18 protein-coding genes, 1 other RNA gene, 1 pseudogene and 1 riboswitch are annotated in these 15,049 nt (G+C 46.8%); of the genes and pseudogenes, 6 read left to right on the top strand and 14 right to left on the bottom strand.

What is annotated here, in order from left to right; all coding sequences use genetic code 11:
- Both VSQ62_RS22505 and VSQ62_RS22510 read left to right on the top strand, forming a co-directional pair.
- Positions 1-456, top strand: a complete 456-nt coding sequence (locus tag VSQ62_RS22505) for an ImmA/IrrE family metallo-endopeptidase (protein ID WP_502957778.1) — start codon at positions 1-3, stop codon at positions 454-456.
- 63 nt (positions 457-519) lie between these two features.
- Complete coding sequence (locus VSQ62_RS22510) at positions 520-984, top strand: DUF4231 domain-containing protein (protein ID WP_334636979.1); 465 nt, start codon at positions 520-522, stop codon at positions 982-984.
- On the opposite strand, the gene VSQ62_RS22515 is transcribed toward VSQ62_RS22510, so the two are convergent.
- Positions 963-1,160, bottom strand: coding sequence for a hypothetical protein (locus VSQ62_RS22515; protein WP_334636980.1), 198 nt, complete (start codon positions 1,158-1,160; stop codon positions 963-965). The genes VSQ62_RS22510 and VSQ62_RS22515 overlap by 22 nt on opposite strands.
- Before the next feature lie 30 nt (positions 1,161-1,190).
- Here VSQ62_RS22515 and VSQ62_RS22520 point away from each other — a divergent pair, with 30 nt between their 5' ends.
- The 3 genes from VSQ62_RS22520 to VSQ62_RS22530 all read left to right on the top strand — a co-directional run bounded on the left by VSQ62_RS22520 (position 1,191) and on the right by VSQ62_RS22530 (position 3,441).
- Positions 1,191-1,610, top strand: coding sequence for a TIR domain-containing protein (locus VSQ62_RS22520; RefSeq protein WP_334636981.1), 420 nt, complete (start codon positions 1,191-1,193; stop codon positions 1,608-1,610).
- Positions 1,611-1,673: 63 nt separating this feature from the next.
- Positions 1,674-2,216: a Uma2 family endonuclease gene (locus tag VSQ62_RS22525; RefSeq protein WP_334636982.1), complete on the top strand. Its 543-nt coding sequence runs from the start codon at positions 1,674-1,676 to the stop codon at positions 2,214-2,216.
- Between the two features lie 157 nt (positions 2,217-2,373).
- Positions 2,374-3,441 carry a site-specific integrase gene (locus tag VSQ62_RS22530; protein WP_334636983.1) on the top strand — a complete coding sequence of 356 codons (1,068 nt, stop codon included), beginning with the start codon at positions 2,374-2,376 and terminating at the stop codon, positions 3,439-3,441.
- Positions 3,442-3,469: 28 nt separating this feature from the next.
- On the opposite strand, the gene ssrA is transcribed toward VSQ62_RS22530, so the two are convergent.
- Positions 3,470-3,821, bottom strand: a transfer-messenger RNA (tmRNA) gene (gene ssrA, locus VSQ62_RS22535).
- A 263-nt stretch (positions 3,822-4,084) separates the two neighbouring features.
- Between ssrA and VSQ62_RS22540 the strand changes: the two genes are divergently transcribed.
- A complete protein-coding gene (locus VSQ62_RS22540) occupies positions 4,085-4,312 on the top strand; it encodes a PD-(D/E)XK nuclease domain-containing protein (protein ID WP_334637750.1) in 228 nt (75 codons plus the stop codon).
- A 42-nt stretch (positions 4,313-4,354) separates the two neighbouring features.
- Here the strand turns inward: VSQ62_RS22540 and VSQ62_RS22545 are convergent, their stop codons facing one another.
- The 12 genes and pseudogenes from VSQ62_RS22545 to VSQ62_RS22600 all read right to left on the bottom strand — a co-directional run.
- Complete coding sequence (locus VSQ62_RS22545; protein WP_334636984.1) at positions 4,355-4,933, bottom strand: nucleotidyltransferase family protein; 579 nt, start codon at positions 4,931-4,933, stop codon at positions 4,355-4,357.
- Positions 4,934-4,997: 64 nt separating this feature from the next.
- Positions 4,998-5,564: an energy-coupled thiamine transporter ThiT gene (locus VSQ62_RS22550; protein ID WP_334636985.1), complete on the bottom strand. Its 567-nt coding sequence runs from the start codon at positions 5,562-5,564 to the stop codon at positions 4,998-5,000.
- Positions 5,563-5,667: riboswitch (TPP riboswitch) on the bottom strand. (Overlaps the previous gene by 2 nt.)
- A 250-nt stretch (positions 5,668-5,917) precedes the next feature.
- Positions 5,918-6,328: a 4Fe-4S dicluster domain-containing protein gene (locus VSQ62_RS22555; protein WP_334636987.1), complete on the bottom strand. Its 411-nt coding sequence runs from the start codon at positions 6,326-6,328 to the stop codon at positions 5,918-5,920.
- On the bottom strand, positions 6,325-8,442 hold the full coding sequence (locus tag VSQ62_RS22560; protein ID WP_334636988.1) for a molybdopterin-containing oxidoreductase family protein: 2,118 nt from the start codon (positions 8,440-8,442) through the stop codon (positions 6,325-6,327). The genes VSQ62_RS22555 and VSQ62_RS22560 overlap by 4 nt, the downstream gene beginning before the upstream one ends.
- Positions 8,443-8,478: 36 nt before the next feature.
- Positions 8,479-10,155, bottom strand: coding sequence for a DUF4091 domain-containing protein (locus tag VSQ62_RS22565; RefSeq protein WP_334636989.1), 1,677 nt, complete (start codon positions 10,153-10,155; stop codon positions 8,479-8,481).
- A gap of 426 nt (positions 10,156-10,581) precedes the next feature.
- The gene (locus VSQ62_RS22570) at positions 10,582-11,415 is read right to left on the bottom strand and encodes a carbohydrate ABC transporter permease (RefSeq protein ID WP_334636990.1); all 834 of its coding nucleotides are present in this window, start codon (positions 11,413-11,415) and stop codon (positions 10,582-10,584) included.
- Complete coding sequence (locus tag VSQ62_RS22575) at positions 11,412-11,561, bottom strand: hypothetical protein (protein WP_334636991.1); 150 nt, start codon at positions 11,559-11,561, stop codon at positions 11,412-11,414. The genes VSQ62_RS22570 and VSQ62_RS22575 overlap by 4 nt, the downstream gene beginning before the upstream one ends.
- A gap of 42 nt (positions 11,562-11,603) precedes the next feature.
- A complete protein-coding gene (locus tag VSQ62_RS22580) occupies positions 11,604-12,146 on the bottom strand; it encodes a carbohydrate ABC transporter permease (RefSeq protein WP_334636992.1) in 543 nt (180 codons plus the stop codon).
- A gap of 75 nt (positions 12,147-12,221) precedes the next feature.
- The gene (locus tag VSQ62_RS22585) at positions 12,222-13,049 is read right to left on the bottom strand and encodes an acyltransferase domain-containing protein (RefSeq protein ID WP_334636994.1); all 828 of its coding nucleotides are present in this window, start codon (positions 13,047-13,049) and stop codon (positions 12,222-12,224) included.
- A gap of 195 nt (positions 13,050-13,244) precedes the next feature.
- Positions 13,245-14,072: an amino acid ABC transporter ATP-binding protein gene (locus VSQ62_RS22590; protein WP_334636995.1), complete on the bottom strand. Its 828-nt coding sequence runs from the start codon at positions 14,070-14,072 to the stop codon at positions 13,245-13,247.
- The gene (locus VSQ62_RS22595) at positions 14,056-14,766 is read right to left on the bottom strand and encodes an amino acid ABC transporter permease (RefSeq protein ID WP_334636996.1); all 711 of its coding nucleotides are present in this window, start codon (positions 14,764-14,766) and stop codon (positions 14,056-14,058) included. The genes VSQ62_RS22590 and VSQ62_RS22595 overlap by 17 nt, the downstream gene beginning before the upstream one ends.
- A 10-nt stretch (positions 14,767-14,776) precedes the next feature.
- Positions 14,777-14,896 (bottom strand): annotated as a pseudogene (locus VSQ62_RS22600) (amino acid ABC transporter substrate-binding protein); the annotation flags it as partial.
- Positions 14,897-15,049 lie beyond the last annotated feature (153 nt).

Consider the following 15,049-nt stretch of genomic DNA (forward strand, 5'->3'; position numbering starts at 1 on the left):
TTGACATACGACGAACTGTTAGATACTGCTAATAAAAATGGACTTTTGGTAAAAGAAAAGAGTTTAGCAAGAAATAATGGACGAATAATGGGGAATCGAATTGCCGTCCGCAAAGACATGACTACTACAGAAAAAGCCTGTGTCTTGGCAGAGGAACTCGGTCATTATGAAACTACGGTTGGCGATATCATTGATATGTCCGACCCATGGAACCGGAAGCAGGAACGCCAGGCAAGGCTGAACGGATACAATCGCATGATCGGTCTGATTGGTATTGTTAGGGCATACGAAGCTGGATGCCAAGATCAGCATAAAATTGCAGAATTTTTAAATGTAACAGAAGAATATCTGTTGGAATGTATAGAATGCTATCGGGATATATATGGAGAAATGAAAAGTACTGACAACTATATAATTTACTTTATCCCCAATCTCGCGGTGATAAAAATGATATAACCGCTTCGGCGTTTATATAGGTTTCTCAAATGTAATAAAGAGAAAGAGAGGTAGATAAATTATTTGGAAATCAGAGAATATATAGAAAACAGGGTGGACGGGCAGATAAAATGGTATAGTGAAAAATCTCAGCGTGCACAAAAGAATTACAAAAACTTTCAAACAGCTGAGATTGTCATGGCCTCACTAATACCGTTACTATCTGGTTATGTTACAAAATGTACAATTATCCCTTTTGTAATCGGGCTTCTTGGTGTCGCTATAGCAATTATAGAATCCATAACAAAACTAAATAAATATCATGAAAACTGGATTCAGTATAGAACTACATGTGAACTACTTAAATATCATAAACACTTGTATTTAACACATACCCATCCATACAATGATTCCGAAGAAACTGTTGAAAATATTTTTGTACAAAATATTGAAGATATTATCTCATCCGAAAATAATCAGTGGAAAGCTATAAATGTTGCAAATGAGGAAAGTCATAAATCAGAAAATCAATCCTCCACCAATTCATAGCTTTTTTCAAAGATATCGGGCTTACAAGGATACTGTTCACCCCTTAATCCGGTGATGATCCAATCTCCGATTTGTGCAGTCATATCGCCTTCCAGGGTGTGAATCACCATTACCTTGTCTGTCTGATATGCCTCTATTACTACTGGTTTTTTACGAAACTTTTTAACCTTATTCATTTTAACCTCCTATGAGAGAAAGGAAATATTATGCCATATTTGAAAGATTATCGCTTATTTATTAGCCATGCATGGAAATATGATAGTACCTACAGTGGTTTAATTCAATTACTTAATGCAGCCCCTCTTTTTTCTTATTATGATTACTCTGCGCCAAAGGAAAAACCACTTTTTCCACCTGGAACACCTTACACAAGTATTGAAATTGCAGACAAAATCACTGCAAAAATACGGCCCGCTCAAATCACTTTGGTTTTATCGGGGATGTATGGAGCTTATAGTAATTGGATGCAATATGAAATTGACGAATCTGTCCGCATGGGAAAACCTATTATTGGTATATATCCCTGGGGACAAACAAATGCCCCTCAATATGTCACTTCTAATGCAACTGAAATGGTTCGTTGGAATACTTCCTCCATTGTCTCCGCAATAAGACGATTGGTATAATTTCTAAGATTAATATTAGCATAATTATTAGTAATAATCAACCTTAAGAAAGGACGTGACAACATGCCAATACCACAGGAACGCACTTACACATCAGAAGACTACTGGAACCTCCCGGAAGGACAGCGCGCGGAGCTGATCGACGGGAAGCTGTATGCTATGGCTCCGCCGAACCGGATACACCAAAAACTTATCATGGAACTGACATCCGTAATCCATAACCACATAAAGAATAAATCTGGTTCTTGCGAAGTTTACCCTGCCCCGTTTGCTGTAAATCTTGCGGCAAATGATAGGGTATGGGTAGAACCGGATATCTCCGTTATCTGTGATAAAAACAAGTTGTCAGACCGCGGATGTGAAGGTGCCCCAGACTGGATCATAGAGATTGTTTCTCCCGCTAATCCTAAGAATGACTATACTATCAAATTATTCAAATACCGTACTGCGGGCGTCCGGGAATACTGGATAGTAAACCCGATGAAAAAGGTTGTACAGACATATGTTTTTGAAGGTATAGAAGAATCGGATGTATATCTCTTCGAAGATGAAATCCCGGTTTATCTTTTTGACGGCCTAACTATCACGATCTCTGACTTATTATAGAAAAACCGCCCCTGCACCAACAGAGACGGTTTCACATAGATGTAACTCGCAAACCAGAGGATTACGGTATATCATCTACCTTCAGCAAGTAGATTATACCATAATCCTCCACAATTTACGAGGGTTATTTTTTATACCCTTTTTTAGGAGGACTATTATGCCAACAGCAAAGAAATTACCTTCCGGATCTTGGAGATGCCAGGTATTCAGCCATTATGAATATGAGAAAAAAACAGACGGAACTATTAAGAAAAAGCGAATTTATGAATCCTTTACCAGTGATGATCCCTCAAAAAGTGGTAAAAAGAAAGCTGAAGCGATGGCCGCTGAATTTGCGCTTAATAAAGATAGAATCGAACGTAGTGATCTAACTTTCAAGGAGGCCTTAGAAAAATACATAGATTCCAAGAGGAATATCCTATCTCCCACTTCAATCCGTGGATATGAAACGTTGCTCCGCAATGCATATCCTTCCCTACTAGATATTAAAACAAAACGGATCAATCAAGAAATGGTACAGAAGTGGGCGAATGAATACACACTGAATCATTCTCCCAAAACGGTAAGTAATGCGCACGGCCTTCTCGTGTCTGTCCTATCCGTATATGAGCCATCCCTACGCTTAAGAACCAAATTGCCACAGGCAAAACAAAGAGATATTTACACTCCCTCAGATAACGATATTACAACGCTCTTGAAACACATTAAAGGTACTGAATTGGAAAAGGCGGTTCTTCTGTCTGCTTTCGGTACCCTGCGTCGTGGGGAAATTTGCGCGCTGACTGACAAAGATATCTCCGGCAACACAATTATAATAAACAAATCAATGGTACGATCCAATAACGGGGGATTTGTCATTAAAACGCCAAAGACAACCTCCAGTTATCGTGAGATTGTGTATCCGGACTTTGTAATAAAGAAATTTGAAGGCATCGAAGGGCGTCTTGTAAATATGTATCCTGAAGACATCTCAAAAAACTTTGGCAAAATACTAAAAGATGCCGGACTCCCACATTTTCGCTTCCACGATCTGAGACACTACTCGGCATCCATCATGCACGCTATCGGCATTCCGGATCAATATATTATGGAAAGGGGTGGTTGGAAAAGTGATAAGGTTCTGAAGGCAGTGTATAGAAATATAATATCCGATGAGCAGAAGAAATTTACGGATCAAATTAATTCTCATTTTGAAAGTATGCAACACAAAATACAACACGAATAGAAAAAACGCCGTAAACACGGCGTTTTACAAGTGGACCTGGCGGGAGTTGAACCCGCGTCCGAAAGCCCATCCACCAGAGCATCTCCCATCACAGTCATTACTTTATCATTCCCTCCGCCAGACGCCTAATGACAGGCTTTTGGTTTCAGTAGCTTCATAAGTTCTTCCATTCCCTCAAAGCTTCGGAAACGAAGTGCTCCGCCTCGTTGAAGCCGGTGACTTAAGCAGCGGATGACTTAAGGCCGACTGCCGCTTAAATTAAGCAGCGTACGCTAATTCTCTATTGTCTGCGTTTATATTTAATTGGAACTTTTAACGTAGTGTCCCGCTACGGATGGCTTCTCCAACTTCCAGACCCCCGTCGAAACCAGTACAAGCCCTGAGTTTATGCTGTAACACTGGCTGCAGACTGTCTTCCTTTGTTGGTATGTTACTTTATTATATGGACTAAGACTGCTTTTGTCAAGACATTTTAACCCTAATTTCTTCAGCCTTATTATAAAAAATTTTCAAAAATACCTAAAATATAAGGAATCTCATTCCCTTTTTGATGTAAAATTAAGCTACCAGACAAAGATCTTACTAAACAAAAAAGAAGGAGATTCCTTATGTCTAATTTTACAGCAAATACTTACCTTCCGGTATTGGATATACAGACATTATGATTAAGGTTCCTTCTGAAAAGATTGGATGTATCATGGAAGTGAAGTATGCAGCGGGCGGTTCGTTTGATACTGCATGTAAGAAGGCAATGACGCAGATTGAGGATAGCGGGTATGTTTCTGCTTTGCACCAGGAAGGGATGCAGGTAATTCACAAGTTTGGAATCGCCTGCCATAAGAAAAGCTGTAAAGGATTATATGATAAATAAGATACAAGTATACTTTAAGGAAAAAAGGTTTTGATCGGATAGCTACACCGGCAACTCATCCATATCCTCAAGTTCCCCTGCATTCTCAATCTCGTAATATACTACCCTATCCGAGTATTTCTTAAGGAGCTTTCTGCCCCCTCTGTCCCCTTCAAGGGCAAGAAGCTCTCTGCGGTACTCCCGTGAGAACCATGTTGGATTCCCAACCAGATCTTTGCACCTGACACTTCCAAGCTCAGCCTGCTTTCTTTGCATCTCTTCCAGGAATCTTTCCGCACTCCTCTCCGTCAAAAAAGGCTGATCCCCCACAAAGAAAGCATACCCTTCCGTCTCCCCGGACGCCGCCTCAATGCCTGCACGGACAGAATAAGACGCTCCTTTCCTGCTGTCCGGCGAGAACACCGGATGCACTGGCATCCCGGACGCTCCCATCCTTCCAACCACATCATAGATCTCATCATACTGTGTTACCACCAGAATCTCCCAGGACTCATGGCGCCTGCATATCCGGATCAGCCGATCCAGAAGATGCCGATAGAGCGGCTTTCCGTCCAATTCATATAATAGTTTATTTCCACCGAAACGGCGGCTGTTTCCAGCCGCCAGATAAATTAACTGCATATTGTCCTCTCAACGCCGTTGGCGTTCCACATTCAAAATCCGAAAAAATCCGAAAATGATACGATCAGACCGCCGCCTGTCTCTTCACTGTTTCCAGCGCCTTCGCTACCGGCGGAATCGAGATGATCACCAACGTAACGATTCCTTCCGCTCCAAGATAGCTTCCCTGATATAAGGCAGAATATACCCACGGATTCATCCCTTCCGGTGCGTACGCCGCAAAAAAGACCACTCCGGATAACGTAGAGAAAACGAATCTTCCCAACACGCCAGCAACATATCCCATCTGCAGGCCGTACCTCCGGTTATGAAAAAAACCTGACAGCCCAAGTGCTCCAAATGCTAAGGGATAATCGAATAATACCTGCAGAACAGACACCATATATGGATCAATAATAAATTGCAGGATCCCATATGCAGCTCCGGCAAGAATCCCGTACCCCGCTCCGAACCAGTACCCGATCAAACAAATAAATAACATGGATAACAACGTGACCGAACCGCCCATCGGCATCTCCCACACTTTTATGTAAGAGGTAACTATTGCCAGTGCGATTCCCATGGCAGAAAAAACAAGCCTTTTGACGGCAGAAGACGCACTCCTGCCTGTGATAGAATTGGTCTGTGACATTATGAAATTCTCCTTTCCTTACGCCGGCATTACCCGGATCAAGTTTTGAGGGTCTGTATGCTATACATACATCTCAGCCATTCAAGCGCCCCTGTTACATATACAGGATAATTCCATATTCACCAAAAGTCAAGAGCCTATTTTCTCAGGAACTTCGATAAATAATTCTTACTTAAGCCGTAAGGCAATCTATCTAGTACATCATTGCGTTAATCTTGAAGTAATAGTGCTTGATATTCGTGTCAGCTGTGCGTCTACGAACCGACGGTGTAGCGGGCTACATCTAGGTTCGAAGGCATGCAGATGGCATGGATAGCAAGTGCTTATTACTCAAGAATTAATGCAATGATGTACTAGTACACCGCCCCCACACAGCACACCCGCACGCATGCCGGCTCTCTGCCTTCACGCAGACGATCGATACAGCCATCGCATTTCTCCATCTTCCCGTCCGCATCATAATGAATCACACCCTTCGGACAGACAGACGCACATGTTCTGCACCCGGTACACTTCTCCCAGTCTGCCAGGATCAGGCCATACTCTTCCTCTCGGTAAATGGCGCCTTTGGGGCACTGTTTCATGCACAGCCCGCAATGCACGCATCCTACGCAGATATTCTTCTGAAAATCCTCTTCCTTCACCGTCCGTATGACTCTGTGGCTGTTCGCATCCTCCTCTTCCGGAGAATGATGCGCCGCAATACATGCCGTATAACATGCATAGCATCCTATGCATTTATCTTCGTCAAACCTTAATTTCATCCTATTATACACCCCTTATCTTCTGTCTTCTCCACCCTGCAGAAATATCCTTTGAATCCCGGGAATCCGGAGATCGGATCTACATAATCCTTTCCGATCAGCTCATTGGCATCTCCCTTGGAATTACCATGATAGATATACACAACTCCAGGATTCCCCTGGACATTGTATACAGCCGTTCCCGTAATCCTGCCAGACGGCGAAGTCACCTGGACGAAGTCTCCGTCACCCACACCAAAGACCCTGCCATCCTCCGGGTGGATCTCCACCATAGGCACGGCTTCTATATTATTAAGCCACGACATCCGATACAGCCTGGAATGGAATAACTGCGGCTTCCGGCTCCCGGTATTCAGGATCAGCGGAAACTTCTGTCTGTCTACCGCCCCATTCTCACGGAAATCATGATACACCGGCAGCCCTTCATACCCATGGCTGTCCTTATAACGCTCCAACACAAGAGATTTAAACTCTACCTTGCCGGACGGCGTATGGAACTTTTCATTCTCATAGGTCTTCACCGCCGGCGGGAACAGGTTCTTACCCATCATCCCTTCCGGACGGCTCTTTAATTCCTCAAGCGTAAGCCCGGACGGTCTTAAGATATGCTCCATATAAGCCTGATATCCGTCTCCTAATACTTCATCGCAGATCGCTGGATCCTTAAGCTTCATTCTGCGGAACACTTCCATAATGATCTCGATGTCATTGCGGCTCTCTCCTACCGGCTCGATCGCCTGATTCGAGAAGAAGAACCTGCCGCCCATTCCGGCGTGTACCTGCTCCCTCTCATAGGACGTACATGCCGGGAGGATCAGGTCTGCCGCCCTGGATGATTCTGACATGAACAGCTCTGCATTGACATAGAATTCCAACTTTTCAAGCGACTTCTTAAGATATTCCGGCTGCGGCCACATACGATGGTTCAGTCCCATGGCAAATAATGCCTTGATGGGATACGGCTTCTCGTTGGATATGTAATCCGCAAGCAGGGTGCACTGCGCCTCATCGCAGGACAGGTCGAACCATACCGGGAATTCCTTCTGACCGATGGCTTCCTCCCCGTCAAAACGCCTGATCTGTCCGAATTCATTTGCCGTGGAAAATGGTCCCGGCTGCGTCCGGTTGCCGCCCTCCACATCATAATTGCCGGTGAGGGCGATCAATGAGAAGACCGCGCGGTAATTCTGTACTCCGTTGATGTGGTGTACCACAGGCGAAGCAGAGAACATCAGGCCTGCCGGACCGTTTCCGGCATAGGTCCGCGCCGCTTCCCGGATCAGTTCTTTTGGAACACCCGTGATCCTCTCTGCCTTCTCGGGTGTGAATTGCTGTACATACTCCCGGTACTCCTCAAATCCATAGACATATTGCTCCACGAATTCCTTGTCGTACAGATCCTCCTCTATGATCACCTGCGCCATGGACAGCGCCAGAGCGCCGTCCGTTCCCGGGATCAACTGCAGATGAATGTCCGCGTCATGGGCCGTCACCGAACGGCGCGGATCCACATCTATAACCTTGCCGCCTCGCTTCTTAAACCCCTGAAACGCCTTACTCATAGGTGTGTTGCTATGATACAGGTTAGAACTCCAGAGCATCAGTGTCTTCGCGTTCTTAAGATCCGGCCCGCAGATCCTGTTCCCGTATACCGAACGCCAGGCAAGGGCGGCCGCCTGGAAACAGGTACTGGACTCCGTACAGAAATTCGGCGATCCATAAGCATTGGCAAGCCGCAAAAGAGCAGGACGGTACCATTTGGCATAACCTGCATAGAACACTGTCGATCTCGCCCCATACTCGCCTCGGATCCTAAGAAGCTCTTCGGCAATCATCGCATAAGCCTCATCCCACGAGATCCGCTCAAACTTCCCTTCACCTTTCCTGCCGGCTCGTTTCATCGGATATAAGATCCGTTCTTTATTATATACATACTGTGTCGCTGCAACTCCCTTGGCACACAGTCCGCCGGACTGCATGGGCGTATTGCGCGATCCTTCTACGGAAATGAGCTTTCCGTCCTTCACATACGCATCCACTTCACAGCACGGCCCGCAAGTGGAGCATGTAGTTTTCACAATCTTCGTCTCAGACATATCCTTCTCCTTCATCATATCATTCCTACCCCCGCAATGCGGCGATCAGGCGTTTCAACTTTCATCCGTCCCGCTCATCCTCCGTGCGATCTCCCGGTTCACCCGGTTCCTGAGCGTGATCAGGTACATATCCGACTTCGGATATCGCTTAAATGTCAACGGCTCGGCAAGCTCTCCCTCAACTAACTCCATCACATACTCCTTGTCCGTCAGTGATTCCAGCAGCCTAAGCGCCCTCAGATCCGTAAGCGCCTCATAGTGTACCATCATACGGATCGACTCTTCCGGATGCCCGTCCGCTCCCGGATACACCAGGAACGGGTCGCCGGACGGGAATGCATTGTCCGCGTCCGTCACCTCGTAAGGATTGATATGCTCGATCGAGAACTGGCTGTTGTAGAAATTATACCCCCAGTGCAGGATCCCCGCGATATCATATTTGAACAGCTGTACCCCATAGATACGGTTCCGCGCCGACGGCATAGACATGAACCGGTTGCTCACCTCATAGAATTGCCCTGTACAATAATAAGTCCACATATCCGTGAGTCCATGCGCAAGGAACTCTTCGATCTCATTATTTCCCGGGATCGGCTTGTCGATCAGTCCGTGCCGGTAGAACTCATAGCTTGAGAGCGCATCAAAGGTATGGAAGCCTTCTAACAGATCCCCTAACGATTCTTTCGCCGCTCTGAAGCTCTCCAGGTGCTCCTCCCTTGGCTCGTCAGAGATATGGAAGTAGGTCACCTCTGCGATCCCCCACTCACGCAGCTTCCCGGTAAGCTGCGGCAGGAAGCTGTGAAGGAACTTCGTGTACTCTCCCACCGCAGGCGTGTGCCACCCGAAGATCTTCTCTTCCCTGCCGTCTACCGTCGCCACCACCTTCGGCGCATACTTCGCCCCCCACTGGGAGAACAGATGCGACATCTCAAAATACTCGATACCGCAGGATCTGCACAGGTCGACCCAGCGTTTCAGCTTGTCGAACCCAAAGCTGTACGCTCCGTCCTTCACTTCCACATCGATCAACTGTGTCGTCGTCCGTTCCAGACCCACCGCCGTATCAAGCGGTGAGGTAAAGAGCGGGGTCAGCATCATATTACAGCCTCTCTCCACATATTCATGGAAATAATTCTCAAGAAGATTCCAGTGCTCTTCAGAAAATACCTCCACCTGGTAATAATCCGCCAGACAGTCCGCATGCATCCACTCCGTATGCATGATCGAAAGCTTCGGCAATGCTGCACCGATCACCGTAAGCTTCATCACCGCAGAGCATACCGGCCCGCCCTCCTTCACCAACTGGATCTCGATCTCATAATCCCCGGCCTCGATCTCATCCGTCACATCCACATCGATCCAGAGACTCCGCCACTGGTTGGAACACACGATCGCTTTCCCGTCCTTCAACTCCCGCAGAAGATCCGGATACAGGCCGGAGGTGGTCTTCAGATAATTATCATCCACGATACGGTTCGTCGCACGCCCCACCGGCACCTGCTCGACTGTCCTAACCCGGACCCGGCTTTCGATCGGCGATACTACCCTGACATCCAGACGCTCGCGCATGAAGAAGTCCCCGGTATATGCCGCCTGGAAAGACACCGTCTCCCCCCACAGAGCGCTGAGTTTTAAGCACTCCGGCTGATAGACCGGCGTTTCATCCTGGAATACCTTCGCCAGGGAACTTAAAAGCTTCATCTCATACTTAATCTCTTTTTGTTCAAACATATTGCACTACCTTTCTCATTTTTCTCTTATCCTTCTAGTACACCGAAAAATAAGTTCCTAGTACATCATTGTATTAATTCTTGAGTAATAAGCACTTGCTACCCATGCCATCTGCACGCCTTCGAACCTAGATGTAGCCCGCTACACCGTCGGTTCGTAGACGCACAGCTGACACGAATATCAAGCACTATTACTTCAAGATTAATGCAATGATGTACTAGCCATATAACGCAGAATGATTTTTCATATGCAAGGCGGAGGAATGAGGCGTAGTGGGCGCTACGCCGATTGACAACAACGACGCAGATGGAAAATCAAGCAAGTTATATGGCTGGTTACTTATTATTCGGTGTACTAGTACAGCATTGCGTAATTACCGATACACTCTAGCGCAGGATAAATTTTCAGTCTGCAAGGCGCAACCCATCACTTGATCCCGCTCATTGTCATTCCCTTGATGAACTGCTTCTGGAAGACCAGGAAGATCACGATCATCGGAATCATGATCATAGACGCCGCCGCCATCGTCGCAGACAGATCCGAAGTTCTCTGGCTGTCGAAGATCACAAGGCCGAGAGGCAGTGTCATCTTCTCCATATCATTCAGCATCAGCAATGGATTCAGATAGTCATTCCAGTGCATCATAGCCGTAAATATGCCGATGGAACCGATAGCCGGCTTAATATTTGGAAGGATCACATGCCAGTAGATCCGAATCGGTCCCGCTCCGTCGATCTTAGCCGCCTCACACAGACTGTCTGGAATATCACCGATAAACTGCCTCGCCAGATAGATGGAAAATGCACTGACAAGCCCCGGCACGATCAGCGCCCACCGCGTATTAAAAAGATGCATCTTCTGAATCATCAGATACCTGGGAATCATCGTGACCTGAGGCGGAACCATCATCGTTGCCAGAAGAAGCACGAACAGAAGCTTCTTCCCCCGGAATTCGTACTTGGCAAATACATAGCCGATCAGCGTACTCGTCAGGATCACCGCCGCTGTCACACAGATGGTAATAAACATACTGTTCGCAAACCAGCCTGCCACCGGCGCCCTCTCGAACGCACTTCGGTACCTTTCGAGCGTCCACTCGACCGGCAGGACTTTGGTCCGGTAAGTACGGATCTCTGCATTGCTCTTAAAAGATGTCAGGAACATCCATACCATGGGATACATCATGATCGCCGATAAAACCGCCAGAAAGGCGATAATTACATAGTGATATTTCTTATATTTCGACCTCTTCTTCATCATTCATAACTCCAATCTGAACGCATAAGCTTATTTTGAACCATCGCAACCATGAATACAAGCACGAACAATGCCGCCGCAACCGCAGACGCATAACCCATATCGAAGCTGTCAAAACTCATCTTAAACACATAGTTCGTCAAAACCATCGCTGTATTATTCCTTCCCCCATTAGCCGCGAATACTCTGAACTACGCAAACATCTGGAAATAATTCGCCATCGTCATGATTGCCACAAATGCGAATGTCCGCCCGATCAGAGGCAGCTTGATCCACAGGAATCTCTTCACCGGCCCCGCTCCGTCAATCGCCGCCGCCTCGTCAAATTCCCTGGGAACTCCTTCAAGCCCTGCCGTAAAGAGCACCACATTGTACCCGATATCCGCCCACAAAGTAAATATGATGATCAGCAGCAGCATTTGCCATGTAGTCAGGAACCAATTCTTCGGCGCAATCCCGAATATCCCGGCGATCTTGTTCAATAATCCTCCGTCCGTACCTAATATACCATATTTCCACACCGTAGAGGTCCCTACCATAGGCGCGATACAGGGAATAAAAAGGATCGTCCGAAACATAGTCTTCATCCACTTCGACGGAAGTACAGAGATGAGCTCTGCCAAAAACAGCGTAATCACAATATTCGCCGTCACTGCCGCCAGACAATAGACAATAGTATTCTTAACAGCCAGCCAGAATACTTCATCATGGATCAGACGTCTGTAATTCTCCAAACCTATAAATGGATTCTGGGAATTTGCCGGGTTATAATCATAGAAAGAGATTATATATATTTCTATTTATAGGATTTATCTATATTCTATAGCAGCCGAAGCTGTAAAGAATCCCACTCCGATCCCCAGATCCCTCCCTGAGAGAACGTATTCTTTGGCACGCTTCTGAAGCGTCGTATTCTCCGGGTACTGCCGCTTATCCTCCAGTATCTCTCCGAATATCCTCTGTTCTGCCTGTGGGTATTGGTACCCTACATCCGTCACTTCAAAAAGCTTCTGGAAGCGGATGATATTACTGGTATTGGGAAGCACCTCCTCAAGATGGGGCGACAGCAGCCAGGAATCACAGACGTACACCTGATACTCCCGCCCAAAGAATTCCTCTGCACGCCCAAATGACTCCCGGCACGCTTCCATTTTCAAAGGTTCTCCCTCAGGAATGTGTACGTTCAGCGCCTTCGTCCCCGCCTGGATGGTCTGTTCCCTGCCCTTCATATCCTTCTTAACAAGGATCGGTTCAAACTGCAGCCGCCCAAGCCGGAACAGCTTAAGCTTCACCGACTGTCCGAGCCACCATAACTCATCCAGGCCATAGACGCCATGCTTCCGATAACATTCCCGGCACCAGATCGTAATGTCATAGAAGGTCTCATCAAACACCTGGTCCGTGTATCCCCTCTCCTGATATTCCTCGTAGGTATCCATTGCCAGCTTCAGATAGAATTCCAGCGCCCACACATACTTGCCGTCCATTTTCTTCCATTCTCCGATAAACTGCCGGATATCCTGGTAAAACTTATCCTTCCAGACCTCGTATTCCTCCTCGGCGATCCGCTCCTTTTGCACCGGCTCTCTTGCTTCCCCGGGCAGGCGGATCCGTTCCATTAATTCTTCTATCTTCATCTTTTGTTTCCTCTCTTTCGCATTTCTTCCAATCTCAAGCAGATATAATCTCTCCTATACCTGTTTTCTTAATCGTACCACAAACACAACGCATAGCCTAATTGATAATTTCTATGATATTTATAGATATTATAGATATCAAAAAGGGCATCCCATTATCAGAGATACCCTTCTGTATTCAAGCTATATTCATTATCAAAGGATCTTCGACAAGAACTCTCTAAGTCTTGGCTCCCTGGGATTCCCGAAGAACTCCTCCGGATCTCCTTCCTCCTTGATCTGCCCTTCATCCATGAACACAACCCGGTTCGCCACCTCTCTGGCGAATCCCATCTCATGGGTTACGACCACCATCGTCATTCCGTCTCCGGCAAGCTGCTTCATCAGCTCCAACACCTCGCCTACCATCTCCGGGTCCAGCGCCGAAGTCGGCTCATCGAAGAGTATCACGTCCGGATCCATAGCAAGGGACCGTACGATCGCAATCCTCTGCTTCTGCCCGCCGGACAGGGTAGACGGATAGACATCCGCCTTATCTTCCAGGCCGATCCTTCTCAGAAGCTCCATCGCCTGTTCCCTTACCTCACTCTTGATCTGCTCGTTGGTCTGGGTAACCGGAAGCAGTTCTTTGGCATTGCCGCCGCGAAACAGATTCCCAAACCGGGTCCTGCTGTTCTTCCTCTTCGCCTTCTTAAGATCCTGACACCTTAGATATACCGGCGCCATCATGATATTCTGCAGCACCGTCTTATTGTTGAAGAGGTTAAAATGCTGGAACACCATTCCCATATGACGGCGGTGCACATTGATATCCACACTCATATCCGCGATATCGACGCCGTTGAATATGATATTCCCCCCGCTTGGATCCTCCATACAGTTCAGACACCTGAGGAAGGTACTCTTCCCCGATCCGGACGGACCGATCACTGCTACGATGTCGCCTTTGTTGATGGTTATGTCAATTCCTTTTAAGACCTCCGTATCTCCGAAGCTCTTCCTGAGATTAATTACGTCTATCACTCTTCTTCAGGCTCCTTTCCATCAGTTTCACAAGCAGTGAGATCAACAGCACGAGAACGATGTAGATCAGCGCCATCACCAGATAAGGAACCATGAACTCATAGCTGTTGCTTCCGATATAGTTAAACGCCACATACAAGTCCGCCGCTCCCACGAAGCTTACAACCGAAGTCTCCTTGATCAGCGAGATGAACTCGTTGCCCAGAGTCGGAAGGATGTTCTTGACAGCCTGCGGAATCACGATCTTAACCATACTTACGCCGAAACTAAGCCCTACCGCACGCCCAGCCTCCATCTGTCCGGAATCCACAGACTGGATCCCGCTTCGCATAATCTCAGATATGTATGCTCCGCTGTTCAGCCCGAATACTAACATGGCAACCTGAACTCCGGTAATCCTCCATCCGATGATCGGCAACAATACATAATAGAATACCAGCAGCTGAACCACCATCGGCGTTCCCCTAAACAGCGCAACATAGAAGCTGCATATCCCATTCATCACACGCGGCAGGACCTTGTACTTGGGAAGCACGCGCACTGTGGCGATAACGGTTCCGATCAGAATACCGATGATCAGACCTGCCACGGCGATCGTAAGCGTATTCCTTAAGCCTTCTATCACCTTGACATAGCCGCCCTGTTCCAGGAATATCTCTATAAATTTATTTACTTTCTGCTCAAAATTACCCATAGCTTTCCTTCTACTGCATCTCGTTGATCGCTTCTGTGATAGCTGCCGCCGGCGCCGCGTCAATGATCACGTATTTGATATTGCCATTGAGCATATCCTGTACGGCAAGAGACCCGCTCTTATAAGTAACACCTGAATCCGTGAACCTAACCTAAAAATAAAATGAAATCGGTAAATAAGAAATATGAGGCACTCTTTGTACCAATTTCATGCCAATAAAATATTGTTTTCGATAATCATACACTTTGAATCAAACTACTATCCAGCCACTTAGGTAAAATTT

The organism is Sporofaciens sp. JLR.KK001, from assembly GCF_036941055.1.
In the GTDB taxonomy this organism is placed as follows: Bacteria; Bacillota; Clostridia; order Lachnospirales; family Lachnospiraceae; genus Sporofaciens.